At 63.3% G+C, this 24,582-nt stretch carries 24 protein-coding genes; 12 read left to right on the forward strand and 12 right to left on the reverse strand.

The genetic code is table 11. From position 1 onward, the window contains the following. Positions 1-150: 150 nt before the first annotated feature. Together lpdA and C8D77_RS13815 are read left to right on the forward strand one after the other, a co-directional pair. A complete protein-coding gene (gene lpdA, locus C8D77_RS13810) occupies positions 151-1,548 on the forward strand; it encodes a dihydrolipoyl dehydrogenase (RefSeq protein ID WP_109663610.1) in 1,398 nt (465 codons plus the stop codon). 76 nt (positions 1,549-1,624) lie between these two features. Next, the gene (locus C8D77_RS13815) at positions 1,625-2,500 is read left to right on the forward strand and encodes a glycosyltransferase (protein ID WP_109663612.1); all 876 of its coding nucleotides are present in this window, start codon (positions 1,625-1,627) and stop codon (positions 2,498-2,500) included. A 41-nt stretch (positions 2,501-2,541) separates the two neighbouring features. Here the strand turns inward: C8D77_RS13815 and C8D77_RS13820 are convergent, their stop codons facing one another. After that, positions 2,542-3,645 (reverse strand): saccharopine dehydrogenase family protein, encoded by a 1,104-nt coding sequence (locus C8D77_RS13820; RefSeq protein ID WP_109665309.1) that lies wholly within the window; start codon positions 3,643-3,645, stop codon positions 2,542-2,544. 115 nt (positions 3,646-3,760) lie between these two features. Between C8D77_RS13820 and C8D77_RS13825 the strand changes: the two genes are divergently transcribed. After that, positions 3,761-4,189 carry an Lrp/AsnC family transcriptional regulator gene (locus C8D77_RS13825; protein WP_109663614.1) on the forward strand — a complete coding sequence of 143 codons (429 nt, stop codon included), beginning with the start codon at positions 3,761-3,763 and terminating at the stop codon, positions 4,187-4,189. 43 nt (positions 4,190-4,232) lie between these two features. Here C8D77_RS13825 and C8D77_RS13830 read toward each other — a convergent pair whose 3' ends face one another. From C8D77_RS13830 to C8D77_RS13845, 4 genes are all read right to left on the reverse strand, one after another. Then, the gene (locus C8D77_RS13830) at positions 4,233-5,603 is read right to left on the reverse strand and encodes a HAMP domain-containing sensor histidine kinase (protein ID WP_109663616.1); all 1,371 of its coding nucleotides are present in this window, start codon (positions 5,601-5,603) and stop codon (positions 4,233-4,235) included. After that, positions 5,600-6,277, reverse strand: a complete 678-nt coding sequence (locus C8D77_RS13835; protein WP_109663619.1) for a winged helix-turn-helix domain-containing protein — start codon at positions 6,275-6,277, stop codon at positions 5,600-5,602. Before C8D77_RS13835 ends, C8D77_RS13830 begins: the two co-directional genes overlap by 4 nt. Positions 6,278-6,381: 104 nt before the next feature. Then, entirely contained in the window at positions 6,382-7,179 is a 798-nt protein-coding gene (locus C8D77_RS13840) for a COG4705 family protein (RefSeq protein ID WP_109663621.1), read from the reverse strand. Between the two features lie 29 nt (positions 7,180-7,208). Further along, positions 7,209-7,466 (reverse strand): hypothetical protein, encoded by a 258-nt coding sequence (locus tag C8D77_RS13845; protein WP_109665312.1) that lies wholly within the window; start codon positions 7,464-7,466, stop codon positions 7,209-7,211. Between the two features lie 276 nt (positions 7,467-7,742). Between C8D77_RS13845 and C8D77_RS13850 the strand changes: the two genes are divergently transcribed. Further along, positions 7,743-8,378, forward strand: coding sequence for a methyltransferase family protein (locus C8D77_RS13850; protein ID WP_109665314.1), 636 nt, complete (start codon positions 7,743-7,745; stop codon positions 8,376-8,378). A gap of 7 nt (positions 8,379-8,385) precedes the next feature. Here C8D77_RS13850 and C8D77_RS13855 read toward each other — a convergent pair whose 3' ends face one another. After that, the gene (locus C8D77_RS13855) at positions 8,386-8,871 is read right to left on the reverse strand and encodes a hypothetical protein (RefSeq protein WP_109663623.1); all 486 of its coding nucleotides are present in this window, start codon (positions 8,869-8,871) and stop codon (positions 8,386-8,388) included. A gap of 219 nt (positions 8,872-9,090) precedes the next feature. On the opposite strand from C8D77_RS13855, the gene C8D77_RS13860 reads away from it, so the two are divergent. Next, the gene (locus C8D77_RS13860; protein ID WP_109665318.1) at positions 9,091-9,456 is read left to right on the forward strand and encodes a RidA family protein; all 366 of its coding nucleotides are present in this window, start codon (positions 9,091-9,093) and stop codon (positions 9,454-9,456) included. A gap of 29 nt (positions 9,457-9,485) precedes the next feature. After that, entirely contained in the window at positions 9,486-10,721 is a 1,236-nt protein-coding gene (locus C8D77_RS13865; RefSeq protein WP_109663625.1) for an amidohydrolase/deacetylase family metallohydrolase, read from the forward strand. 41 nt (positions 10,722-10,762) lie between these two features. On the opposite strand, the gene C8D77_RS13870 is transcribed toward C8D77_RS13865, so the two are convergent. The 3 genes from C8D77_RS13870 to C8D77_RS13880 all read right to left on the reverse strand — a co-directional run bounded on the left by C8D77_RS13870 (position 10,763) and on the right by C8D77_RS13880 (position 14,349). Beyond that, positions 10,763-11,227, reverse strand: a complete 465-nt coding sequence (locus C8D77_RS13870; RefSeq protein WP_109663627.1) for a CatB-related O-acetyltransferase — start codon at positions 11,225-11,227, stop codon at positions 10,763-10,765. Between the two features lie 223 nt (positions 11,228-11,450). Next, the gene (locus C8D77_RS13875; RefSeq protein WP_109663630.1) at positions 11,451-13,235 is read right to left on the reverse strand and encodes an NAD(P)/FAD-dependent oxidoreductase; all 1,785 of its coding nucleotides are present in this window, start codon (positions 13,233-13,235) and stop codon (positions 11,451-11,453) included. Between the two features lie 169 nt (positions 13,236-13,404). Then, the gene (locus C8D77_RS13880; RefSeq protein ID WP_109663632.1) at positions 13,405-14,349 is read right to left on the reverse strand and encodes a MurR/RpiR family transcriptional regulator; all 945 of its coding nucleotides are present in this window, start codon (positions 14,347-14,349) and stop codon (positions 13,405-13,407) included. A 336-nt stretch (positions 14,350-14,685) separates the two neighbouring features. Between C8D77_RS13880 and C8D77_RS13885 the strand changes: the two genes are divergently transcribed. The 5 genes from C8D77_RS13885 (at position 14,686) to C8D77_RS13910 (ending at position 20,403) form a co-directional block, all read left to right on the forward strand. Then, complete coding sequence (locus tag C8D77_RS13885; RefSeq protein WP_109663634.1) at positions 14,686-15,513, forward strand: ABC transporter ATP-binding protein; 828 nt, start codon at positions 14,686-14,688, stop codon at positions 15,511-15,513. Further along, a complete protein-coding gene (locus C8D77_RS13890) occupies positions 15,510-16,358 on the forward strand; it encodes an ABC transporter permease (RefSeq protein ID WP_109663636.1) in 849 nt (282 codons plus the stop codon). The genes C8D77_RS13885 and C8D77_RS13890 overlap by 4 nt, the downstream gene beginning before the upstream one ends. Before the next feature lie 70 nt (positions 16,359-16,428). Next, positions 16,429-17,592: an ABC transporter substrate-binding protein gene (locus C8D77_RS13895; RefSeq protein ID WP_109663638.1), complete on the forward strand. Its 1,164-nt coding sequence runs from the start codon at positions 16,429-16,431 to the stop codon at positions 17,590-17,592. A gap of 78 nt (positions 17,593-17,670) precedes the next feature. Continuing rightward, complete coding sequence (locus C8D77_RS13900; RefSeq protein ID WP_109663640.1) at positions 17,671-18,762, forward strand: Gfo/Idh/MocA family protein; 1,092 nt, start codon at positions 17,671-17,673, stop codon at positions 18,760-18,762. Between the two features lie 204 nt (positions 18,763-18,966). Continuing rightward, positions 18,967-20,403 carry an amidase gene (locus C8D77_RS13910; protein WP_109663645.1) on the forward strand — a complete coding sequence of 479 codons (1,437 nt, stop codon included), beginning with the start codon at positions 18,967-18,969 and terminating at the stop codon, positions 20,401-20,403. 5 nt (positions 20,404-20,408) lie between these two features. On the opposite strand, the gene C8D77_RS13915 is transcribed toward C8D77_RS13910, so the two are convergent. Beyond that, a complete protein-coding gene (locus C8D77_RS13915; RefSeq protein WP_109663647.1) occupies positions 20,409-21,653 on the reverse strand; it encodes a M24 family metallopeptidase in 1,245 nt (414 codons plus the stop codon). Positions 21,654-21,797: 144 nt separating this feature from the next. Next, positions 21,798-22,154, reverse strand: a complete 357-nt coding sequence (locus C8D77_RS13920) for an invasion associated locus B family protein (protein ID WP_245468918.1) — start codon at positions 22,152-22,154, stop codon at positions 21,798-21,800. A gap of 40 nt (positions 22,155-22,194) precedes the next feature. Here C8D77_RS13920 and C8D77_RS13925 point away from each other — a divergent pair, with 40 nt between their 5' ends. Next, positions 22,195-22,332 carry a hypothetical protein gene (locus tag C8D77_RS13925; RefSeq protein ID WP_215732067.1) on the forward strand — a complete coding sequence of 46 codons (138 nt, stop codon included), beginning with the start codon at positions 22,195-22,197 and terminating at the stop codon, positions 22,330-22,332. Positions 22,333-22,473: 141 nt separating this feature from the next. Here the strand turns inward: C8D77_RS13925 and C8D77_RS13930 are convergent, their stop codons facing one another. Further along, the gene (locus C8D77_RS13930; RefSeq protein ID WP_109663654.1) at positions 22,474-24,126 is read right to left on the reverse strand and encodes an amidohydrolase family protein; all 1,653 of its coding nucleotides are present in this window, start codon (positions 24,124-24,126) and stop codon (positions 22,474-22,476) included. Between the last annotated feature and the right edge of the window lie 456 nt (positions 24,127-24,582).

Consider the following 24,582-nt stretch of genomic DNA (forward strand, 5'->3'; position numbering starts at 1 on the left):
CAACCTTCAACGATGGAAGTGCAGGCGGAGCGCCGAACTAGCCAATCTCCCCCCTCGTGGGGGAGATGTCCGGCAGGACAGAGGGGGGCGTGAAGGATCGCGACAGACCGCTCTTTTCAAGCCGGCGCGACAAAGAGTTAGGATGCCAAGATGAAAGAAATCTCCTGCAAGCTGCTCGTCATGGGCGCCGGTCCCGGTGGTTACGTCTGCGCCATCCGCGCCGGACAGCTCGGCGTCGACACGGTGATCGTCGAAGCCGGCAAACCGGGCGGCACCTGCCTCAATGTCGGCTGCATCCCGTCCAAGGCGCTGATCCATGCGGCCGAGGAGTTCGAGAAGGTCTCGCACATGGAAGGCGGCAATAGCCCGCTCGGCATTTCGGTCACCGCACCCACGCTCGACCTCGCCCGGACCGTCGCCTGGAAGGACGGCATTGTCAGCCGGCTCAACAGTGGCGTTGCCGGTCTGCTCAAGAAGGCCGGCGTCAAGACCGTGCATGGTTGGGCGATGTTTCGCGACGGCAAGACCGTCGCGGTCGAGACCGAGACGGGAAGCCAAGTGATCCGGGCCGAGACGATCGTCATCGCCACCGGTTCGGCGCCGGTGGACCTTTCGTTCCTGCCCTTTGGCGGTCCGGTTATTTCCTCCACGGAGGCGCTGGCGCTGAACGAAGTGCCGCAAAAACTCGCCGTCGTCGGTGGTGGCTATATCGGGCTGGAACTCGGCATGGCTTTCGCGAAAATGGGCGCTGAGGTGACCGTGGTCGAGGCCTTGCCGCGCGTGCTGGCGCAGTATGATGCCGAGTTGACGCGGCCGGTGGTCAAGCGGCTCAACGCACTGGGCGTCGAGGTGATGCTGGGTGCCAAGGCCAAGGGGCTGTCGACCAAAGGCGATGCGCTGCTGGTCGAGACCTCAGACGGCAAGAACGCCAAGGTCGCCGCGGACAGGATCCTGGTGACGGTCGGCCGCAAGCCGGTGACCGAAGGCTGGGGGCTCGAGCAGATCGACCTCGACAGGGCGGGAAAATTCATCCGCATCGACGACCAGTGCCGCACCTCGATGCGCGGCATCTTTGCCATCGGCGACGTCACCGGCGAGCCGATGCTGGCGCACCGGGCGATGGCGCAGGGTGAAATGGTCGCCGAGATCATCGCCGGCCATAAGCGCAGCTGGGACAAGCGCTCCATTCCCGCCGTCTGCTTCACCGATCCGGAACTCGTCACCGCTGGCCTGTCACCGGAAGAGGCCAAGGCGCTCGGCGGCGAGATCAAGATCGGCATGTTCCCATTCGCCGCCAATGGGCGGGCGATGACCAAGCTGGGCGAGGACGGCTTTGTTCGCGTCGTGGCGCGGGCGGACAACCATCTGGTGCTCGGCATCCAGGCGGTCGGGCAGGGCGTGTCGGAACTGGCGGCGGCTTTCGGGCTGGCGCTCGAAATGGGCGCAAGGCTGGAGGACATCGCCGGCACCATCCATGCGCATCCGACGCAAGGCGAGGGGTTCCAGGAAGCAGCGCTGAAGGCGCTCGGGCACGCGCTGCATATCTAGGGTGGGTTGCTCGGCCCGCGCGAGCATTTCCGGGAACCGGATTCCACCGTTCGGCATCATGCTCTAGTCTCAGCCAATGAACACCGACCTGAAGAAATACGTGGCGATTCGCTACAACACCGCCACCGGCTTCATGCCGAGCCAATGGAATGGAAAGGGCAGAGCCAATCTCGACCCGGTGTGGCTGGTCGAGCGGCTGGCGTTGTTCGACACCTATTGCGCGCCCTCGCTCGAGGGCCAGTCGCTGAAGGACTTTACGGTCCTGGTCGGGTTCGATTCCGAGACACACGAGAACTACATCCGGACCGTCTGCGATTGTGCGATCGGGATCGACGTCAGGCCGGTCCTCGTCGATGCCGGCGCGGACTACAATGTTGCCTTCAATGCGTTTGTCCAAAGCGACACCGATGCCGAATTCGTTTCGCTGACGCGGCTCGACAGCGATGACGCGCTGGCGCCGAGCTTCATGGAGCGTGTCGACTTCTACGCGCGCCGGGAAATCGCCAAGGGCGAAGTGAACCAGCAACCGCTCTATATAGCCTTTCCGCACGGCCAGAATTTCGATGCGGCAACCAACCGCTATACGCAGCACGAATATCCGACGTCGGCCTTCGGCACGCTGGTCGAGAAGAGATCACCGTCCATGAACGGGGTCTATTGCGACAAGCACACGAAGATGGCGATGCGTTTCAACACCGTTGGGGCGGCCTCGAAGGAGGCCCAATGGTGCATCGTCATCCACGACAACAATGCAGCCAATGTCTTGCGCGGCAAGACGGTCGCGGAGCCGGCTTTCACGGTGGGCCGGCCCGGTGCCGAAACAGAAACGCGCGCGGCTGCCCGAAAAGAGCCTGCGCAAAAGCAGATGCCGCAGGCCTCCGCCAAGGCCTCGCGCAACGCCGGCAATTTCATCCGGTTTCTACTGGGGCGGCCGATGGTGTTGCGGAAGTAAGTCGACCGCTAATCTCCCCCCTTGAGGGGGAGATTATGCGCTCAGCTCGCCAGCCGGCTCACCATCTCGTGCTGGGCGTAGGCGCGGCCGAAGCGGTTGGCGAGGAAGGTGTCGAGCGCGATCTCTTCCTGCTTGATGAAACCCGTCGCCGGCAGGCTGCCGTCGGCCAGCATGTCGAGCACGGCGCAGATGCCGGAGGCCGTGGTGATCTGGATGGCGCTGCGCACCTGATTGCCGACGCGCTGGGAGTAGACCTTGTTGGCGTAGGTCTCCTGCAGCAGGCGGCCGTTCTTGCGACCGGAGACGGTGACGAAGACGATGACCACGTCCTGCAGCGTCGCCGGCAGGGCGCTCTCGAAAATGTCCTTCAGCACGTCGCGGCGATGGCGCAGGCCGAGATCGTTGAGCAGCGCCTTCATGATCGCGGCGTGGCCGGGATAGCGGATGGTGCGGTAGTTCAGCGTGCGCACCTTGCCCTTCAGTGTCTCAGCCAGCGTGCCGAGGCCACCAGAGGTGTTGAAGGCCTCGTAGGTGACGCCGTCGAGCGAGAATTCCTCGCGCTCCTCTAGCGGCGGCACTTCGACCAGCTCGCCCTCGACGATCGCCTCGCACGGTTCGCAATATTCGTTGATGACGCCGTCGGTGCTCCAGGTCAGGTTGTAGTTCAGCGCATTGGACGGATATTGCGGCAGGGCGCCTACGCGCATGCGCACGCTCTCCAGCGAATCGAAGCGGCTGGCGAGATCGTTGGCGACGATCGAGATAAAGCCCGGCGCCAGGCCGCATTGCGGAATGAAGGCACTCTTGCCCGAACGCGCCAGCTCCTTGACCCGGCGTGTCGAGACGACGTCCTCGGTCAGGTCGAGATAATGCACGCCGGCACTGGCCGCCGCCTCGGCGATGCGGGTGGTCAGGTGGAAGGGGGCGGCGCTGAGCACCGCGAACTTGCCGGCGAGCGCGGCTTCCAGGGTGCCGGCGGCTTCGATGTCGAGCTCCAGCGCCGCAACCGTGGCCGGCAGTTCGGCAGCAATGAGCTGTGCCGCCGAGCGGTCGACGAGCGTGACCTGGTAATCCCCGGTGGCGGCAAGCATCTCGGCAATGGTCGAGCCGATCTTGCCGGCGCCGACAACAACAATTTTCTTCATGACCGATCCCTCACTGATTATGAGGCACAGATTCGCAGCTTGCCCGTCGAAAGGAAGCGTGGAATTGTTCGAAACGAAACTCTGATTGGACATTCTGCCGAGAGGAATCGTCAAAATGCTCAGTGAAGCCGAACAGGCCCTGCTTTCCCTGCTGCGCGAAAATGCGCGCGCCTCGACCGCCGAGCTCGCGCGGCGGCTTGGCGTTTCCCGCACGACGGTGCAGAGCCGCATCGAGCGGCTGGAACTGCGCGGCATCATCACCGGCTATGGTGTGCGGCTGGCGCCGGACTATGAGCAGGGGCTGGTGCGAGCGCATGTGCTGCTCACCGTGACGCCCAAGCTCGCCGACAAGGTGGTGCGCGGCCTGCGCGCCCTGGCGCCGGTTAGGACGCTGCATTCGGTCAGCGGCAATTTCGACATGATCGTCATTATCGACGCGCCGTCGATCCGCGATCTCGATATGCTGCTCGACCAGATCGGCGCCATGGACGGGGTCGAACGGACTTTGTCATCGATCATCCTGTCGACGCGTATAGACCGCTAGGCGGGGCTTCTGAGGACTTGGACTGCACCAGGCGTTTCGCCGGCTAATCCATCGCTGTGGGAAAACTGACCGATACCGCAAGTCCAGGTCGGCAATCCTCGAGCATAATCGAGGCGCCATGCAGATCGGCGATGGCCCTGACAAGGCTGAGGCCGAGGCCGCTGCCCGGCGTCGACCGGCTGTGGTCCAGCCGGTAAAGCCGCTGGAACACTTTCTCACGCTCTTCCGCCGGAATGCCGGGACCGTTGTCGGCGACGCTGGCCACAACGCGCTCGCCCTGGCGCGTCACCGACAGTTTGATGGATGTGCCTGATGGACAATGGCGTAGTGCGTTCTCGACCAGATTGGCGAACATCTGCGTCAGCAGCTCCCTGTCGCCGTGGATACGCTCCGCCGTCTCGCACAGCTGCACTGACGACAGCGATTTTCCGTCGTCCTCGGCAACGTCGGCATAGATCTCGGCGATGGTTTGCAGAACCTCGCCCAGATCGACATCGGTGAATCGCGCCCGGCGGGCGCCGGCCTCGATCTGCGCGATGCGCAGCAGCGCATCGAAGGTCTCGTTGATCTGCAGGCTCTCGGCATGCGCCTCCGCCAGTTCGCCGGCGACCTTCTGACCCGACAGGTTCTTTTCCGACGCGGTGTCGAGGATCATCTGCAATCGGTTGAGCGGCGTCTTCAGATCGTGCGCGATGTTGGCGCTGACCTGTTTCATGCCCTCGACCAGCGCCGACAGGCGGTCGAGCGCGGCATTGACCTGGTTGGAGACGATGTCGATATCGTCGCCCTTGCCGGTCAGCGGAATGCGGGTATCCAGCCGTCCATGCGAGACATCCACCATGGTGGCGGCGATGCCGTCGAGACGGCGCTGGACGCGCGAGGCCAGCAGGGCGCCGCCGGCGACCGCCAGCCCGGTGATGATCAGCGTCCCCCAGCCGAAGCTCATCAGCACCACCTCTTCCAGCTCCTCCGTCTCGGAAAGGCTGAAGGCGACGGTCAGGGTGTTGCCGCCGATCGAGCCGGAATAGGCGCGGTATTCGGCCCCCGGCGGCACGCCGGGCAATACGGCGTCGAACATCGAAAAGCCGTCGGGAAGCTCTGCCGCGGTGAAATTGCCGGCCAGATGGTTTCCGGCCGCGTCGGTCAGCGAAAACAGCTGTTCCTTCTTGAGGCTGCGCATGGAGTGGCTGCCGACAGTCTCCACCAGCTCCTTGAGATCGTTGTCGGCATAGGTCGCGGCAACGACCGCGTAGGTTTCCTTGATGGTGTCGTCGAGCCGCTCGGCAAGATCGGCACTCATCATCTGGTAGACGATGGCGCCCGACAAGACGAAGGCCAGCACGAACAGGAAGGCGAAGGTCAAGGCAAGTCGGAACGGCGTGCTGCGCAGCAGGCGGGACCATGTTCCGGTCATGGCGCCGCGTGCAGGCTGTAGCCGGTGTTGCGGACCGTGTGGATGAGCTGGGTTTCGAATGGCTTGTCGATCTTGGCCCGCAGCCGGCTGATATGGGTTTCGACGACGCTAGTCCTGGGATCGAAATGAAAATCCCAGACGCGCTCCAGAAGCATGGTGCGGGTGATGACGCGGCCCTCGCCGCGCATCAGCACTTCCAGCAGGCTGAACTCCCTGGGCTGCAGGTCGATCGGCTGGCCCTGCCTGATAACGCGCCGCATGATCAGGTCCATTTCGAGGTCGGCAACCCGCAGAACGGTTTTCTGCTCCTGCGCGGCCGGCCGTCGGCCGAGCGCGTTGATGCGGGCGAGAAGCTCGGAAAAGGCGAAGGGCTTGACCAGATAGTCGTCGCCGCCCGCCTCGAGCCCTTCGACGCGGTCGTCGATGCCGCCGACCGAGGTGAGAAAGATGGCCGGCGTCCGTACGCCGGCGGCGCGGATCGCCTTGACCATCGACAGGCCGTCGAGGCCCGGGATCATACGATCGGCGACGATCACGTCATAGCTGCCGCTGGTTGCCGCGAAAAGTGCGTCATGTCCGTTGCGAAGCAAGTCGCAGACATGGCCGGCCTCGGTCAGTCCCTTGACGATGTAGTCGGCGGTCCTGTGGTCGTCCTCGACGAGAAGAAGTCGCATGAAAGGTCCGGTCCGTTGCCGAGATCTGGGGCAGGGTAGCACCGGCATGGGTCCGTTCCTAGGATGGCAGGCATTCAGGCCGCTTCCCTGACGAAGCCAAGGTTTCAATCCGACTCCAGCAGGATTTCGTCGGCATCGTCGGCGGTTTTCTTCAGGGTCATGTAGAGAACAAGGGCAATGATGCAGCCGAGGAAGATCAGGCTGGTGAAGGTCGTGCCGAAGCCGAGGCCGCCATATTCGACCGGCTGCGACAGCAGGTCACCGAAGGAGGCGCCAAGCGGGCGGGTCAGGATGTAGGCAAGCCAGAAGGCCAGGATGGCGTCCAGGTGGAGTAGATAATAGGCGAGCGCGATCAGCGCGATCACCCCGCCGAACAGCAGGCCTGACGTGAGGTAGCCCATGTCGAAGGTCTCGGCGACGAGGTCGCCGGCGGCGGTGCCGAGCGAGAAGGTGAAGAGGATCGCCAGCCAGTAGAAGGTCTCGCGTCGGGTGGTGAAGATGGTGTGGATCGACAGAGTCCTTTCGCTGGCGTACCAGACGGCGAATGTTGCGGCGAGCACGACCGAGAAAGCGATGGTCGTCGTCTGCAGGCGCACGCCGAAATTGTCGACGAGATTGTCCGTCACCAGTGTACCAACGACGCTGATCAGCACCACCGCCAGCCAGTAGGCCCATGGCACGTAGCGTTTCTGCGCGAACTGCAAGACAAGCGCTACGATCAGCACGCCCGACATGATCAGCGATGTAACGGTCAGCCCAAGTCCCAGGTTGACGGCGAGATAGTCGGCCGCCGTCTCGCCCATGGTCACCGCCATCAGCTTGATCAGCCAGAAATCGATCGTGACATCCGGAACCCTGTGGTGGCCTGGTCCGGCTGGGGGTTGCGTGTTGGGCGAGAGCATGGCTGATATCCTGAGGCTGGTTCGCGGAATTACTTGCCCATGACCTTCATGGCCTGAGCGAAGAAGTCGTCGGCGCGTTTGTCGTCGTCCGCATTGCAGCGCTCGATGCCCTTGGTCTCCAGCTCCGAGACCTTCGCCTTGTCGGCGGCGCTGAGCGTGGCCGTTGCCTCGGCCGCGCGAAGGGCTTTCAACGTCTCCTCGCAGGGCGCGGTGGCGGCAAAGACGGTGGAAATCGCGCCGGAGATGGCGAGGGTGCCGACCGCGATGGCAAGCGCAAATCTTCTCATGAAACCATTCCTTGTTTGATGCCGGCGGTCGGGCTGCCGCGATGGAAGCCGGCCCTTAAATGGCAGGCCGGCATCCGAACGATAGGGATGCGACTTCACATCAGCCTGTCCGGCGGCATACAAATTCGTAAGAATGGGCGTGGATCGCGCAAAAGGCCTTTACGAATGCCTCGCGATGCGCTGATGAAATGCGGGCGCCTTGCATCCGCCATCAATGTGGTGACCAGTGCCCCGAACCTGCTCAACGCCGGTTGTCGAAGCCCAAGGAAAACAAGAATGACCTACGCTTCCCTCAAGCCGGTTTCACAGGCCTTCGACCAGCGCAAGCGGTTGATCTTCGTGCGGGCCGCGGCGCTGCTGGCGGTGCTGCTGCTGTTTCTCACCAAACCGGCGCTGAGCGAGGGCTCGGACGGGCACGAAAGGCTCGAACTCCTCGGCTTCTGCCTGGTGCTCGCCTGCGTCGTCGGACGACTCTGGAGCATCCTCTATGTCGGCGGCAAGAAGAACGAGGAACTGGTCTCGACGGGACCGTTCTCGACAACCCAGAACCCGCTCTATTTCTTCTCGACGGTCGGCGCGGTCGGCGTCGGATTGCTCTACGGCTCGATGGTGGCGGCGCTGGCGCTGGGCCTCGCCAGCTTCTTCATCTTTCGCGTCACGGCGCGAAAGGAGGCCGAATTCCTGCTCGGCAAATTCGGCCCGGCCTACCTTGCCTATACCAAGGACACGCCCCGCTTCTGGCCAAATCCTTGGCTGTACCACGACCATGACGAGCTGCAGTTCTCGACGCGGGCGCTCAAGCGTACGTTTTTCGACGGGCTTTATTTCCTCGCCATCTTCCCGGCCATCGAACTGGTCGAGCATTTCCGGGCGACCGGCCTGCTGTTTCCAGCCTTCGTCACGCTCTACTGATCGGTTCCTAGCTGCCGAGCGGATGCGGCATATAGCCGACAAAGCCCGCGATCTTCCAATGTCCGCCGACCTTCCTGCAGAAATACAGCGTCTGCCATTTCAGCCTGTCGACGCTGCCATCCGCCTTGGCAACCGAGCCGTCGAATTTCTTGTGCAGCACGGCGCGGTCGCCATCGACATCGATGTCGCGCATGTTGGTGACGCGAAACAGCGCCTCGCGCAGCGGCTCGGCGAATTTGGTCGCCGCCGTCTCCTTGGCCTGGCGCAGCCACTCGTCGCGATAGATTTCCAGCCTCGGAAACTGCAGCCGCCAGGCGTCGGCATTGCTGAGGAAATGCGCGTGCATGCCGAAGAAGCTGTCGGCGACGAAATCATCCTCGACCATGGACCAGTCCTGGCCGATGAAGGCGTCGATGTCGCGCCGCACCAGCATTTCCCAGAGCGCGTGGCGATCCGCATCGCCTGATGGAAACGGGTTCTTGTCGTAGGTCATTGCTATTGTCTCCGGTCCGGCAAATGCGTCTGTGCGTTGCGGCTGCAAAGGCAGCCCGACAGCGCTCACGATGCAAGCGCTTCTGTAATAAAGCAACATAGATTTCGAAGAATGTTGCTTTCCAACAAGGCCCCTATGAGGATCGCCCCGATCGGGGTAAATGTCGACGCAAGCGGGCGCTGCCACGGCATCCGTCCTGTCATCAGAGGAGGCCTTCCCTTGCCCAAGCAATGTTTTGGAACGTCGCATGTGCCGCTGTCGCCAGCCGTGCGGGCCGGTGATCTCGTTTATGTCTCCGGCCAGGTGCCCGTCGGCAGCGACGGCATCGTGGTCAAGGGCGGCATAACGGAACAGACAGAACAGGTGCTCGCCAACATCAAGGCCGCGTTGGCGCTCGCCGGCTGCACCCTGGACGATGTCGTGAAGACGACGGTCTGGCTGGAGGACGCGCGCGATTTCGGCGCCTTCAACGCTGTCTATGCCAGGCACTTTCCGAAGAACCCGCCGGCCCGCACCACGGTCGAATCGCGGCTGATGATCGACATCAAGATCGAAGTCGAAGCGGTCGCCTACCGGCCTCTCTAAGCGAAGCTGGCGAACCGGAGGTGACCTCAATGCAATTCGACCTCCTGCTGAAGGGCGGACGGCTGATCGACCCGGCGTCCGGGCTCGATGCGCCGCGCGATGTCGCCATTGCCAATGGCCGCATTGCGGCGGTCGACGCCGATGTCCCGGCCGACCGCGCCGCGCAGGTCGTCGATGCCGGCGGCTGCATCGTCACACCAGGCCTCGTCGACCTGCATAGCCACGTCTATTGGGGCGGCACCTCGCTCGGCGTCGATGCCGATCGGCTGGCCGCCAAGAGCGGCACCACCACCTTCATCGATGCGGGCAGTGCGGGAGCCGGCAATTTCCTCGGCTTCCGCCGCCACGTCATGGAGCGCTCGAAGGTTCGCATCCTGGCCTATGTCAACATTTCCTTTGCCGGCATCTTCGGCTTCTCGCAGACGGTGTCGGTCGGCGAATGCAGCGACCTCAGGCTATGCGAGCCGCGCGAGGTTGTGGCAGCGGTGCGTGAACACCGCGATGTCGTGGTCGGCGTAAAAGTTCGCTCCGGCAAGCACGCCGGCGGGACCAGCGGCATCGCCCCGGTGGATCTCGCGCTGGAGGCTGCCGACCAGGCTGGCCTGCCGCTGATGGCGCATATCGACGAGCCGCCGCCCGGCCGCTCGGAAGTGCTGCCGCGCCTGCGCAAGGGCGATATCCTCACCCACTGCTTCCGCCCATTCCCCAACGCGCCGGTCTTCGCGTCCGGCGCGGTGCGGCCGGACATGCGGCTGGCGCGCGAGCGTGGTGTCATCTTCGACATCGGCCACGGCATGGGCTCGTTCGATTTCGCCGTCGCCAGGGCGATGCTCCAGGAAGGGCTGGCGCCGGACGTGATCAGCAGCGATGTGCATCTCTACTGCGTCGATGGGCCGGCCTTCGACATCCTGGTTTGCATGTCGAAGCTTTTGGCGCTCGGCATGCCGCTGGTCGAGGTCCTACGCGCCGCGACACAAGCGCCGGCGCAGGCGATCGCCAGACCTGATCTGGGCACGCTGGCGGTCGGCACTGTCGGCGACGTCGCCGTGCTACGGCAGCGCCCGGGCCGCTTCACCTTCGTCGACGCGGTTGGCGCATCGCTGGTCGCCGACCAGCGGCTGATCTGCGAAGGCATCGCCATCGGCGGCACCTGGTGGCCGAACGAGGCGGTCAACGATGTCAGCGAGACCGAGCGTTTTGAGCCGCATGAGCGGCATACGCATGTCGAGGTTGCGGCGAGGCATTTTGGACATCGGCACGATTGATGCTGCGCCTTTCTGCTGACGGTCGTTGGATGTCAGCGCAGTCAGGCCGGATCCAGCATGCCGACGAAGCGCTCGGCGTCGATCGTCATCAAAAGCTCGATGCGCTCACGAATCAGATCGTCGCTCCAATTCCACCATTCCAGCGTCTGCAGGCGCTCGATGACTCCCGGCGAGAATCTGTATCTGAGGACACGAGCGGGATTGCCGACCGCGATGGCGTAGCCGGGAATGTTCCTGGTGACGATGGCTCCCGCACCGATGACCGCACCGTTGCCGATCGTGACACCGCTCAGGATGGTACAACGAGCACCGAACCACACGTCGTTGCCGACGGTGATCGGCCCCTTGCCGGAGGGCTCGGGACCGCTTCGGGCCTTTCCGTACATACGGTGGATCGGATAGGTGGTTGCGGTGCCGACCCCGTGTTCGGCCGCGCAGACGAAGAGAACTTCCGGGCCAACCGAACAGAACGAGCCTATTCGCACCGGCACGTTTTCATGCGGCATATAGAACGATCTCTTGTTGAGACCGTAGGTATGACGGCCAATCTCAACGCCTGGCAATGGCGGCAACGGGTCCTTTTTCAGTCCCAGCTTTATACGAAGTCCTCTCAGCAGTCCCACCAGCTTCCCCCCAGGAATTGCCAGGCAACACAGGGAGACTACTCACCACATCTGAAAAGTTCGCAAGCAATTTCGTGTAGTGGCCCAACGCTACTGGCGTACCGGATCAGGAGTTGCTCGGCTTTCCGTAAACCGGCGTCGCGATACCTTCCATGCGTGCCTTGATCTGCAGCGCCACATATTTGGAGTAAAACCTCGACAGCGCCAGATTGCCGCCGTGGAACCAGAGCGCTTCCTGCGCGGTCGGCTTCCACATGTTGCGCAGCTCGCCTTGCCATGGTCCGGGGTCGCCCTTGACGCCCGAGCCAAGCCCCCAACAGGGGCCGACCTCGTCGGCGACGTCGCGAGAGACGATCGCCGCCACCGTCTCGTTCATCGACTGATAGCCGGTGCAGGCGATAATGGCGTCGGCGGCAAGTTCGCTGCCGTCCTCGAACAGAATGCCGTTCGGTGTCAGCGACTTGATGGCGACGCCGCTGCGGACGCCGATCTCTCCGTCGATGATGAGATCCGAAGCGCCGACATCGATGTAGTAGCCGGAGCCGGTGCGGTAGGCCTTCATCAAAAGGCCGGTTTCGTCGTCGCCGAAATCGATGGCGAAGCCGGCGGCGCGTAAGCGATCATAGAAGGCCGCGTCGCGCGCCTTGATCACCTCGTAGAGCGCCCGCTGGCCCTTGGGCACCAGCGCGAACGGCGTCGAGGCGACGATCATGTCGGCCTTCTCGGTGGTTATGCCGCGTGCCAGCGCCGTCTCCGAAAAGATCTCGAAGCCGACCTCCATCAGCGTGTCCGATTTGACCACCGTCGTCGGTGAGCGCTGGATCATGGTCACCTCGGCGCCGCTCTCCCAGAGGTCGACGCAGACATCGTGCCCAGAGCTTGCCGCGCCGATGACGGCGACCTTCCTGCCACGAAATTTCTCGCCGCTGGAATACTGGCTGGAGTGCAGAAGCTCGCCCTTGAACTGATCGGCGCCCGGCAGATCGATCCGCCGTGGCGGGCCATAAGCGCCGGTGGCGAAGACGATGTGCTTCGGCTTCAGCGTGATGTGCCGGCCGACGCGGTCGACCACCACGGTCCAGACTTTCTCCACCTCGTCATAGCTGGCGCTAAGGCATTTCGTGGCGACCCAATAGTTGAGCTCCATGACGCGCGTGTACATTTCCAGCCAGTCGCCCATCTTGTCCTTGGGCGTGAACACCGGCCAGTTTTCGGGGAAGGGAATGTAGGGCAGATGGTCGTACCAGACCGGGTCGTGCAGCACGAGGGTGCGGTAGCGGTTGCGCCAGGAGTCGCCCGGCCTTGCATTCTTCTCGATGACGATGGTGGGCACGCCGAGCTGGCGCAGCCGCGCGCCCAGCATGATGCCGCCCTGGCCGCCACCGATGACCAGGCAGTAGGGCTGCTCGTCAGCGCCAAGCTCGCGCGTCTCGCGCGCCCGCGCCTCCGACCAGGTCTCGCGCCTGGGATCGGCCTTGTGGCGCACACCCAGCGGCCGCTCCGCCCCCTTGCGCTCCTCGAACCCTTTGAGGTCGGTCATCGCCGTGAACAATGTCCGGCAGCGGCCGTCGCGCAGCCGCATGATGCCCTCTCCTGACGCCACTGCTGTTTCGAAGCTGAACCAGGCTTCGATGGTGCCCTCGTCCGAGGTCGCCTCGCCGGTCAGCTGCCATGCCTTGGGCTTGGTCGTCGCCAGCGCCGCCGCCAGCATGTCGGCGATCGCCTCGCGGCCTTCCATGGTCGTGATGTTCCAGGTGAAGGTCAGGAGATCGCGCCAATAGCAGTCGTCGACGAACAGGTTGCTCGCTGCCGACCCATCGCCGGCTTCGAGCGCCTGCGCCAGGGATTCGAGCCATGCGGCGGCCTGTTTCGTCGGTGCTATTTCGAGCATTTCTTCCCTCTTTGTGCGTGCGCCGACACATGGCGCAAAATCTCAATTGTCGAACTCAGCGCCGCCCCTCATCCGCCTGCCGGCGTTCGTCGTTCGAAAAGCCAAGCAGTTGGCTTTTCGTCCGCTACGCGGACCATTCCTCACCTCCCCGTGAACGAGGTGAAGGGAGCTAGTCTCCGAGCGGCTCCATCTCCTTGCCGGTGCGGTGGATCTGGGCGTTGTATTTGATGCGGCGCACGGTCTCGCGGGCCGAACCGTCGAGCTTGTAGGCCGAGGCAACCGCCAAAAGGTCGATCGCCGCCAGGAAGGCGAAGCGCGACGCCGTCGGCTTCAGCGTGTCGGGATATTCGGGCACCGCCACCGTCAGCCTGACGTCGCAGGCACGCGCCAGTTCGGTGTCGGGCGCGGTCACCGCGATCGCATTGGCGCGGTAGTGCTTGGCGAGTTCGACGGCCTCGATCACCTCGCGGGTGCGCCCGGTCGCCGAAATGGCGATCACCAGATCGCCGGGCTTGAGCGTCGAGGCGGTCATGCGCATCAGATAGGGATCGCACTGGGCGCTGACTGATATGCCGTAGCGGAACAGCCGGTACTGGGTTTCCTGCGCCAGCGCCGAGGAGCTGCCGCCGAGGCCGAAGACTGTGACCTGCCGCGCCTTGGCGATCAGTTCGGCCGCCTTCTGCAATTGCGCCGGGTCGAGCTGCCGCTCGGCCTCCTGCAGCGCCCGGCGCGCCTCGCCGAACACGGCATTCCAGAACGGCATGCCATTGTCGTTGCTGACGGAAGGTGACTTGGCCAGATAGAGCGCCCCGACGACGAGGCTCTGCGCCAGCTTCAGCTTAAAGTCGCGCACGCCCTCGCAGCCGATGGCGCGGCAGAACCGGGTCACCGTCGGTTCGCTGACCCCGGCGCGCTGGGCAAGGGCGGCATTGGAGGCGTCGACGGCATATTTGACATCGTCGAGCACGACATCGGCGACACGCCGTTCGGCCGGGCGCAATTCGCTGTAGGAATCCTTGACCAGCGAGATGATGTCGGGAATGCGCCGGACAGGATCGCGCCCCTCAGTATCGTGGCCTGGAACAGGCTCGTCCTGGCTGCCAGCTTCGGTCATGGGGTCCTGGTCTTTCCCTGGGTTGCGTGGCTGCCGTCTTAGCATGTTTGCACGTCATGGCTCCACGTGCCTGACCACATCGCAACCGTAGCGTGTCGTTGGGGAAACCTCACCTTCTCCGCTTCCTTCCAGGCCGTGCGAGTTCGGAAGTATGTAGGAAAGCAACATATATTTCAAGGTCATGAAAACATCGGGAAAACAATTAGATAGATATGCATGTCCATTTTTATGATACGGGTACCAGCGCTCGTGCTTGACAGGAAAGTAGGATAGTTACAGACTGATTTCGCGGTCGGGTGAGCCAGTGGATCATCGCGCAATCTTCCCGGGGGGCAGATGAACACGGGCGATGCAAGAAACCCGAAGCTTGGCGTGCAGGCAGCGACCAAGATCTATCATACGGCTTCCGGCGACCTGCTGGCGCTGGACCGTTGCAGCCTCGATGTCAGTGCCAATGAAATCGTCTCGATCGTCGGTCCGTCCGGTTGCGGCAAGACGACCCTTTTGTGGTCGATGTCGGGCCTGCACAGCCTGACCAGCGGCGAGATCCGGCTTGACGGGAAGACCATCACCGGCCCGCATCCCGATATCGGCATCGTCTTCCAGGAAGCGAACCTTCTGCCGTGGCGCAATCTCGATGCCAACATCCGCTTCCCCTTCGAGATCAAGGGCGAGAAGCCGGACCGGGCATGGATCGCGCATCTGCTCAACCGCGTCGGGCTCGACGGATTCGGCGGCAAGTTTCCGCGCGAACTGTCGGGCGGCATGCAACAGCGCGCGGCGATCGTGCGGGCGCTGGCGCTGAAGCCATCGGTGCTGCTGATGGACGAGCCGTTCGGCGCGCTCGACAGTTTTACCCGCGAGGAGATGAACCGGCTGGTCGAGGAGATCTGGCTCGACACCAAGACCACCATCGTCTTCATCACCCACAGCATCGAGGAGGCGATCTTCCTCTCCGACCGGGTGGTGGTGCTGAGCGCCCGGCCGGGTCGCGTCGCCAAGGAGTATCGCGTGCCGTTTGCGCGGCCACGCTCGCTGGAGATCATGGCGACGAAAGAGGTCTTCGACCTCACCAACCGGATCAAGATGGACATTGTCGGCGAACGCACGCGGCCAAAAGCGCCGGAGCGCCCGAGCGCCGAGATCGTGAGGATCAGGCCGTGAGCGGAGGCGACGCCATTCCGGAATTCTCGAAGTCCAAGACCGGTGACGGCCACGAGGTCAGCCTGACCAATCTGTCGGCCTTCGCCAGCGGCCCCGGCATCAAGTCGGGCAAGGAGGTGGCGGCCATTCTTGCGGTGGCGGTGATCATCATCGGCGGCATCGAGCTGGCGCTGCGCCTGTTCCACGTGCCGCTCTACATCATGCCGCCGCCGAGCTCGATCGCCTATGCGCTGTTCGACGAGTTTCCGCTGATTGCGCCGCATCTCGGCTACACGCTGGTCGAGCTGGTGTCCGGCTTCACCATCGGCGCTATCATCGGCCTGGTGCTGGCCGCCGTCATCACCCAGTTCCCGTTCGCCGAGAAGATCGTCGCGCCTTACATCCTGCTGCTCGTCACCACGCCGATGCTGGCGCTGGTGCCGCTTCTGATCCTGCGCTTCGGCTTCGGCTACACGCCGCGCATCATCGCGGTGGCGCTGGCCGCCGGCCCGATGGTGATGATCAATGCCGCCACCGGTTTCCGTCGCGTCGACAGTGCCAAGATCGCGCTGGCGCGCTCCTATGGCGCCAGCACCTTGCAGATCTTCTGGAAGATCCGCGCGCCGATGGCGCTGCCGATGATCCTGGTCGGGCTGATGATCGGCGCCATCTTCGGCCTGTTGACCGCGGTCGGCGCCGAGATGGTCGGCGGCGGTTTCGGCCTCGGCAACCGGCTGACCACCTATTCGTCGATGATCCAGATGCCGCAGTTCTTCGCGGTGGTGCTGATCCTGTCGACGCTCGGCATCCTGATCTACGTGCTGTTCTTCCTGATCGGCAAGAAATGGGCGAGCTGGGAGGCTTGAACACAAAGGATAAGGCGGCGCCCAGGAGGCGGGCGGCAAGAGACTGACGTCAAACAAAAAGGGGAATGCCATGACCAAAGAGAACTCGATCAACCCGGCGGGGATCAGCCGCCGCTATTTCCTGCAGGTGACCGGCGCCGGGCTGGTGACGGCAACCGCGCTCGGCGCCACTGGCCTCAAGGCCAGCGCCGAACCCTACGGAAAATTCACCTGGATCTCGCCGCGCGGCACGCTCGAAGTGCTCGACGACTATCCCTACTGGGCGGCCAAGAAGGCGGGCTATTTCGATGGGCTGGACACCGACATGCAGCCGGGACCATCGGACGGCACCGCGACGGTGAAGTTCGTCGACGTCGGCCAGGCCGATATGGGCTTCCCGTCGCCCGGCGTGTTCTCCTTCGCCATCCAGAACGGCATGAAGCTTAAGTCGGTGTTCCACATGGGCGCGCGCGACACGTTCAGCTTCGCCTTCCGCAAGGGCGAGGGATCGAACGATCTGAAGAAGCTGGAAGGCAAGACCATCCTGCTCGGCTCCGCCGCCTGGCAGTCGATCACCGACCCGCTGCTGGCCGCGCAAGGCGTCGACATCAAGAAGGTGAAATATGTCGAGGCCGGCTGGCCGACCTGGGGCACGGCCCTTGCCGGCGGCCAGGGCGACGCTGCCCTGTCATGGGAGGGGCTCCGCGCCGAGTGGATCGCCAAGGGGCTCGACTTCGAATACTGGCTCGGCGTGCAGAATTCGAAGCTGCCGGCCAACACCTTCGTCGTGCGCGCCGCCGACCTCGAGGATCCCGACCGCAAGGCGTTCCTGGAGAAATATCTGCGCGGCTGGGCGATGGGCCTCGAATTCGGCTACCAGAATCCGCGCGCGGCCGTCGAAGCGGTGTTCGAGCAGTTCCCGACGCTGGCCAAGAATCTGGGACCCGAACTCGGCACCACCTCGATCCTGCAGCAGATCAACGTCTTCCGCGGCGACATGGACAAGCGCGGCGGCTGGGGCTCGCACGATATGGCGAGCTGGCAGGGCTTCTTCGACGAGATCCACAAGATCGGCCAGATCACCGCTCCGGTGAAGGCCGAGGATGTCTGCACCAACGACCTGATCGGCCCGGCCAATGATTTCGACAAGGCCAAGGTCAAGGCCGACGCCGACGGATACAAGCTGTCGGAAGGCTTTGCCGCGCTCGATGTCGAGAAGATCAAGGCGCATCTGTTCGATTCGGCGATCAAGTAGGAACCGGCGACAACAAGATCGGGCGGCGACACGATTGCCGCCCGCAATCCATTTCAATGAAAAGCGTGGGAGGTAGCGGTGTCCGACAAGGTAAAAGTGCTGGTGGTGGGTCTCGGCAATATGGGTGCGTCGCATGCCAGCGCCTATCACCGGCTCGACGGTTTCGAGATCGTCGGCATCATGAGCCGCTCGATCAAGAGCAACACGAAGATCCCGGCCGAACTGGCCGGCTATCCGCTCTATGAGGATTTCGACCAGGCGCTGAAGGAGACCAGGCCCGACGCCGTCTCGATCAACAGCTGGCCGAACACCCACGCCGAATACGCGCTGAAGGCAATCGCCGCCAACTGCCATGTGTTCATGGAAAAGCCGCTCGCCACCAACAATGAGGATGCCGAAAAGGTTGTCGCGGCGGCGCGGGCCAAGAACCGCAAGCTCGTGCTCGGCTATATCCTGCGCGTCCATCCCTCCTGGATCAAGTTCATCGAGGTCGGCAAGACGCTCGGCAAGCCGCTGGTGATGCGGCTCAACCTCAACCAGCAGAGCAGCGGCAGCGCCTGGCACTGGCACAAGAACCTGATCGATTCGCTGATCCCGATCGTCGACTGCGGAGTGCACTATGTCGACGTCATGTGCCAGCTGACCGGCGCCAAGCCGGTGCGCGTGCACGGCATCGGCGCCAAATTGTGGGCGGAAGCCGACAAGCAGAATTACGGCCATCTGCACGTCACCTTCGATGACGGCTCGGTCGGCTGGTACGAGGCCGGATGGGGCCCGATGATGAGCGAGACGGCCTATTTCGTGAAGGACGTGGTCGGCCCCAAGGGCGCGGTGTCGATCGTCGCGGGCCAACAGGCGAGCAGCGCTGCCGACACCGCTGAAGTCTCGAACTCCGCCGACATCGACCGCCACACCAAGACCGATGCGCTGAAGATCCATTACGCGCAGGTCGACGGCGACAAGAATTTCTCGAAGCCCGACGAGATCGTCAGCATGGAGGACGAGCCCGGCCATCAGGAACTCTGCGACCGCGAGCAGGCCTTCTTCCTGCGCGCCATCCGCGAGGATCTCGACCTCACAGAGCAGATGGATGCGGCGGTCAACAGCCTGCGCATCGTGCTCGCCGCCGAGCAGAGCATCGCGCTGGGGCGGACCGTCGACCTGGCCTGAAGTCGCGCCAGCCCCCTCATCCGGCCGCTTCGCGGCCACCTTCTCCCCGCTGGGGAGAAGAGGGGGGCGCCAGCGCGCGACAGTCTCCTCTCCTCCCTTGGAGAGGTCAGCCGAGCGAAGCGGAGGCTGGGTGAGGGGGCCGCTGCCCGAACGCGGTTATCTGTGGGGCATCAACACAAAGCCCATTGGTTGAGGGAGAGAGACATGGTCACCGACAGTCTGCTGAAAACCTATGCCGAGTCCGATGCACTCGACCTGGCCGGGCTGGTGCGCAGCGGCCAGGTTTCGCCGGCGGAACTGGTGGAGGTAGCGATCACGCTGGTCGAGCGGCTCAACCCGGCGCTCAACGCGGTCATTCACCGCCTCTACGACATGGCGCGCACCCAGGCCGAGACGGTCGACAAATCAGCACCCTTCGCCGGCGTGCCGTTCCTGCTCAAGGAGCTGGCTTCGTCCTGGACAGGCGCGCCAAACACCAATTCGTGCTTCTACCTGAAAGACGTCGTCGCCGACTTCGACACCGAAGTGGTTCGCCGCATGAAGGCGGCCGGGCTGGTGCTGGTCGGCAAATCGAATGCGCCGGAAAACGGCTGGTCGATCACCACGGAACCAAAACTCTACGGTGTGACCAAGAACCCGTGGAAGGACGGCATCACGCCGGGCGGCTCAAGCGGCGGTGCTGCCGCGGCCATCGCTTCCCGCATGGTGCCGATCGCCGAGGCCAGCGATGGCGCCGGCTCGATCCGCATCCCGGCCTCCTGCTGCGGCATTGTCGGGCTAAAACCGTCGCGCGGCCGTGTCAGCCTCGCGCCTTTCGGCGACTATTGGTATGGCGGCGCCTATTTCCTGTGCTGCTCGCGCACCGTGCGCGACACCGCGGCCTATCTCGATGCGGTCGCCGGCGCGCTGCCGGGCGACCCCTATACGCCGCCGGTGCCGGACGGTTCGTGGCTCAGCCTGTCGACGCGGGCACCGAAGAAGCTGCGCATCGGCTTCTCCATCACGCCGCCCAACGGCACGGCGATCGATGCGGAGGTGAAGGCGGCGGTGCTGGCAACCGTGGCGGCGCTCGAGCGTCTCGGCCACCATGTCGAGGAGCACGACATGGCGCTCGACGCTACCACGGTGTGGAAGACCTACACCAACATGACCTGCGTGCAGACGGCGGCGACCTTCGACTACCTTGAAACGGTCATCGGCCGGCCGGTGACGCCAGGCGACGTGGAGGCGGTGACCTGGGCGATCATCGAGCGCGGCCGCTCGACCAGCGGCACCAGGCACATCTCCGATGTCGAGCAACTCAGGCAGATCGGCCGCGACATCGTCGGCGACCTCGGCGCCTACGATCTCTTCATAACCCCGACACTGACCCAGCTGCCGCGCCCGTTCGGCTATTACGACATGTCGGAAACCGACATCGACCGCTACAACGCCAAATGGGCGGACTCGGTGTTTGCCTTCCCCTTCAACATTTCCGGCCAGCCGGCGATCTCGCTGCCGCTCGGCTGGTCGAAAGGCGGCGTGCCGATCGGCGTGCAACTGGTCGGCCGCTACGGCGACGAGGCCACGGTGCTGGCCGCGGCGGCGCAGCTCGAACAGGAGATGCCGTGGAAGGAGAGGCGGCCGCCGGTGAGTGCATAAGCCGGCTAACCGATTGTCTCCAAGCGCCTCGGCAAGCGGTTCATGGCAACAGGTCCGTCCGGCGTGATCAGGAACTGGTCCTCGAGATTGAAGCTGGCGAGGCCGTCGATGTAGAGCGGGATCTCGAAGGCCAGCACCATGCCGGCTTCGATCACGACATCGCTGTCGGCCGCGATGAAGGGCCATTGTTCTGAGAAGACCGACTGGCCGACACCATGGCCGAAATGACCGCGGCGGTAAGAGCGCAGCCCTTGCCGCGCCAGGCTGTCGGTGGCGACGCGATGCACATGGGCGAGGGTGTTGCCGGGGACAAGGGATGCCAGCCCGTCCTCGAAGGCCTGTTCGGCGATCGCATGCAGTTCGGCCTGCTCGGCGGATGGCGGCCCGAAGGTGAAGTTGCGCGACATGTCGGAGGCATAGCCGCCGACCGTGCAGACCATGTCGCACTTCAGCGGATCGCCGGGCATGGCTTTCGCATCGGTGCTTTTGGCACGGGCGCCGAGCGTGACATATTCGGCCGTGGCGACCGGATGGGCCAGTCCGGCCGCGGCCGTGGTGACACCTTCCCGGTAGAGCGCTATGAGATCGGCCTGGCGCATGCCGGCCATGGCATCCACCTGCAGCAGGTCCAGCCCGGCTTCCGACAGGATGATGCCTTGCTGGAGAAGGTCGATCTCGCGTTGCGACTTGATGGCCCGCAGCCTGTCGAGCACCGCCGAGCCGTCAACCATCGCGCAGCCCGGCAGCAGTGCCTGCATGGCAGAGAAATCGGCGGTGGCGATGAAATCGAGATCGACGCCGAGCGTTGCGCGCTCGAGGCCGAAGCCCTTCAGGATCTCCTTCAGCGCGCGGACGGAATGGGCGAGTTCGAATGTCGCGGGTCGAGAAAAACCACGCGCCCGGCTGGACGAAGCAAGGCCGGCCTCGATGCGTTGCGCCAACCCTTGCCCTGAGGTCGAGGCGTCAAGCGTGGCGGTTTCGATCCAGATCGGATGGCTGCGGATGACAGCGTCCGGCAGAACCCGTTGCAACTGTCCCGCATTGAAATCCGCCACCACGACGCCGATCGGCAGGTCCTGGCCAGCCGGGATGACGACGAAGCCGGCGCCGGCGCGCCGGAACAACCCGGCCGGTCCGATCGAGGCACCGGTCGCATAGTGAAAGGCCTCGGGCGCGCACAGCACCAGCGCCTCGATGCCGGCGCGGTCCATCAGTTGAGCCGCGCGCTCGCGGTCGACAAAGCCTGTCATGGGTTTCTCCGAATGTCTGAAGCGGCAACGGAGCATTCCGGGCATCGACGTTCAAGGGGCAAATACCGGGTAATCGCTGGATACAGAGTTAGCGGCCGCAGCTGTCAGCCGCATCGCAATCGGCCGGCTGGTCAAGCATGTCAGCTATTTGATGGCTTCCAGCTTGTCGATCGCGGCGGTGAAGCCGGCCAGCGAGACCGGAATGGTCACCGGCTTTCGCGTCACGGATTCCATGCCGATGTTGAGGTTGGTTCCCGCTTTCATGGCGGCGATGAGTTCCGGCGACAGCGGTGCGGCGGCGTAGGCGCCGTTCTGGTCGCTGGTCTGGATGGCGACGGTCGTCTTCTGGCCCTGGTCGATCTGGTAGGAGGCGCCGGACGGCAGGAACAGGCCGTGCGGCAAAGCGAGCAACATGGCCAGGCTGCCATTGCCCTTGTCGCGGCGCACGGTCACCGTCAGCACACGCTGACCGGTCTTGGCTTCGGTCAGGTTTTGCGACACCTGACACTGAAGCTCGGCCGTCGATGAACCGCTGGAGCAATTGATCGACGAGGCGTTTCTCGACCTGCGTAAATCCGGCGCGCTCGGCATGCTCTACTGCCACCTCGCCTCGACCAACAGCTGGACCTCGCTGGTGCACCAGGCGTCACTGCGGAAGGCGGGGCCGCCAGCTGCGTGACGTCCCACCGATGCTGACCGGCCACCCCTATTGAAAGCCGCGGTGGACCGCGGCTTTTCGATGCCTGGCCTCCTCTGGAGCAATTCCATGAGCCATTGAGTTCTCAGCATGCCGCGCGCAGCGTGCGCACAGCATTTCACATCAAGAGACGGGCAGTCTGGCGGGGTCGAGGCCATGCAACCTGTAAAATCTCAGGAGACGTCGACGTGCAGGTTCGCCCGCGCCCAACCCCATGAAGCGTACGGCGTTGCCGCGAAAGATCCGGCCGCGCTCTTCCTCATTCAGTCCGCAATCATCCCTGAGGAAGCCATCCACGCTTTGGGCATAATGGGGATAGCCACCCTCAAGACCGATCATGATCCAGTCCGTGCCGTACACCAGATGCTCGATCCCGGGATCGAACTCATCGATGAACCGACGGAAATCGGTAGCCAGTCTTTTTCGTTCGGTGGCGCCAGCATTCAGAACTTCGGAGAAATAGCTGAGATCGGCAACCACGTTCGCATGCGGATTGGCCTTCAAGTGCCTGCCGAGTGTCCACTCCCAACTCCTTTCCGGAAAACTCTGGCCGGGAGAGCCGCTGGACGGCAAATCAAAGCGACCGAAATGCGCCAGGCAAACACGCAATTTCGGGTGGGCCCGGAAAACCGGCACCCAATATGCCGGATCTGCTCTCTCGGCGAATTCTTTGCCAGCGCCATTTGAACCATAGGCATGTGCCAGGATGGGCGCATCGAGGTCCACGCAAAGCTGGTAGAGTTCATCCAGCACCTGATCCAAGCGCTTGCTCGGATTTCCAACCTTCCTGGTTACGAACTTCGGGTAGGGGCCGGCGTTGCCCGAGGCGCTGAAGCCCATCGGCGGGTACAGTTTTATTCCCAGAAATCCGTGGTCCACGAGTGCCTTTCTGGCCAGAGCGATCGGGCTCTGTCGTTCGCGGTCAACGTGCTCCCTGTAGTAAATCTCCCTGAGCGGATCGAAGCCGAAATAGCCATGGACCGCGGGGCCGTCCCTGCGCGCTATCCTGTCCATGACCTCGACCTGCGCGGCAAGCGGCGAGCCGTCGACGTCTTGGTTCAGCCATTTGTCGAAATCGACGGTTGCCGGTGCAAGCATGACCGGTTTCAGCCCTTGCGCTTGCGTATCGGAGATCAGCAAGTCGACCAGTTTGTGCCGATAGAGCGTGAAAAGCCTGAACCATCGGAAATAGACGCCTAGCTGGTTGGGTGAGACAAAAGTCGCTGCCGCTGCTTGGCGCGCTTCGACATGCGTCAGGGGGCCAAGCCTCCTGGCTTTCGCGCTACCTGAAGACCGTAGCACGACATCGAGGACCTTTTGATCCGCACTGGCCCGGCCGGCGGTCAGGGTGGAAAGATGACTGCTCTGCTGGATCTTCTGGATATGCTTGCCGATGGCATCGATAGCAATCGCGGAGGCAGTTGCGAGATCGCCATTCTCCGGTTTCAATCTGGCTGTTCGGGAAAGAACCGCCACTTCCTGGGCGGCGGACGGAGCGCTGTTGGCTCCGAGTATCGCTTCGAAAAATGCAATCAGGCTATCGACGATATCCGGATCGTGGACATCGAGCAGATGAACGGCTTGAGTTTCAGGGTAAAGGTCCAGGAATGTGTATCGAATGAACCGCGTTGCCGGCAAATCCGACGCGTTAAACACGTGGCAGTGGGCATCGATCGAGGTGCCGAAAGGCGCAACGGGAGGCACAGTAGTCTTGCAGCCGACAATTGGGGCAAGCGCGTAAAGCCCAATAGCTTTCAGAAAGGTCCGTCGCAGCATGTCGATGCCCCCCCGGGCGCTGAGCTGCAGCGATCGAGTTCACCCAGCCCGAGTCTTGTACCGGTGCCTTCTTCCGATCAAAAACCCACTCGCTTTCGTTGCAATCGCCGCAATCGTCGCGTCACGCTATTTTGGTCTGCATGGAGTAAATACATCCATATTTACGGTATCTACGACGATCTATGTTTGGACACTGAGCCCGGTGCCGCACGGTGTCAAGCTGAGGAGATATTTGGGTCCGATATTTCTTTCAATGCAGAATCTATGTCGTTCTTGGCGTTCGGCCTTGCACCCGATGAGCTTTGAAAGTCGGGCATTACATGCAGATGCAAAGTGTTCGCTCGACAGTGGTCGTCAGCTTACTTCGCTGTTCGAATGGGGTGCAGACTTTGTGATCGCCACGAATGGGGAATCGTGTGTGCGTCGCCTGAATCCGCTCGAACGCGGGCGGAGGAG

Source organism: Mesorhizobium loti, from assembly GCF_003148495.1.
GTDB lineage: Bacteria > Pseudomonadota > Alphaproteobacteria > Rhizobiales > Rhizobiaceae > Mesorhizobium > Mesorhizobium loti.

What these genes read in the sequence shown, in the direction of transcription:
- C8D77_RS13865 (WP_109663625.1), top strand. Translation starts at nt 9,486, where the DNA reads ATGCAATTCGACCTCCTGCTGAAGGGCGGACGGCTGATCGACCCGGCG.
- C8D77_RS13895 (WP_109663638.1), top strand. Translation starts at nt 16,429, where the DNA reads ATGACCAAAGAGAACTCGATCAACCCGGCGGGGATCAGCCGCCGCTAT.
- C8D77_RS13825 (WP_109663614.1), top strand. Translation starts at nt 3,761, where the DNA reads ATGCTCAGTGAAGCCGAACAGGCCCTGCTTTCCCTGCTGCGCGAAAAT.
- C8D77_RS13880 (WP_109663632.1), bottom strand. Translation starts at nt 14,349, where the DNA reads ATGACCGAAGCTGGCAGCCAGGACGAGCCTGTTCCAGGCCACGATACT.
- C8D77_RS13910 (WP_109663645.1), top strand. Translation starts at nt 18,967, where the DNA reads ATGGTCACCGACAGTCTGCTGAAAACCTATGCCGAGTCCGATGCACTC.
- C8D77_RS13815 (WP_109663612.1), top strand. Translation starts at nt 1,625, where the DNA reads ATGAACACCGACCTGAAGAAATACGTGGCGATTCGCTACAACACCGCC.
- C8D77_RS13915 (WP_109663647.1), bottom strand. Translation starts at nt 21,653, where the DNA reads ATGACAGGCTTTGTCGACCGCGAGCGCGCGGCTCAACTGATGGACCGC.
- C8D77_RS13840 (WP_109663621.1), bottom strand. Translation starts at nt 7,179, where the DNA reads ATGCTCTCGCCCAACACGCAACCCCCAGCCGGACCAGGCCACCACAGG.
- C8D77_RS13830 (WP_109663616.1), bottom strand. Translation starts at nt 5,603, where the DNA reads ATGACCGGAACATGGTCCCGCCTGCTGCGCAGCACGCCGTTCCGACTT.
- lpdA (WP_109663610.1), top strand. Translation starts at nt 151, where the DNA reads ATGAAAGAAATCTCCTGCAAGCTGCTCGTCATGGGCGCCGGTCCCGGT.
- C8D77_RS13930 (WP_109663654.1), bottom strand. Translation starts at nt 24,126, where the DNA reads ATGCTGCGACGGACCTTTCTGAAAGCTATTGGGCTTTACGCGCTTGCC.
- C8D77_RS13855 (WP_109663623.1), bottom strand. Translation starts at nt 8,871, where the DNA reads ATGACCTACGACAAGAACCCGTTTCCATCAGGCGATGCGGATCGCCAC.
- C8D77_RS13885 (WP_109663634.1), top strand. Translation starts at nt 14,686, where the DNA reads ATGAACACGGGCGATGCAAGAAACCCGAAGCTTGGCGTGCAGGCAGCG.
- C8D77_RS13850 (WP_109665314.1), top strand. Translation starts at nt 7,743, where the DNA reads ATGACCTACGCTTCCCTCAAGCCGGTTTCACAGGCCTTCGACCAGCGC.
- C8D77_RS13870 (WP_109663627.1), bottom strand. Translation starts at nt 11,227, where the DNA reads ATGCCGCATGAAAACGTGCCGGTGCGAATAGGCTCGTTCTGTTCGGTT.
- C8D77_RS13875 (WP_109663630.1), bottom strand. Translation starts at nt 13,235, where the DNA reads ATGCTCGAAATAGCACCGACGAAACAGGCCGCCGCATGGCTCGAATCC.
- C8D77_RS13820 (WP_109665309.1), bottom strand. Translation starts at nt 3,645, where the DNA reads ATGAAGAAAATTGTTGTTGTCGGCGCCGGCAAGATCGGCTCGACCATT.
- C8D77_RS13845 (WP_109665312.1), bottom strand. Translation starts at nt 7,466, where the DNA reads ATGAGAAGATTTGCGCTTGCCATCGCGGTCGGCACCCTCGCCATCTCC.
- C8D77_RS13835 (WP_109663619.1), bottom strand. Translation starts at nt 6,277, where the DNA reads ATGCGACTTCTTCTCGTCGAGGACGACCACAGGACCGCCGACTACATC.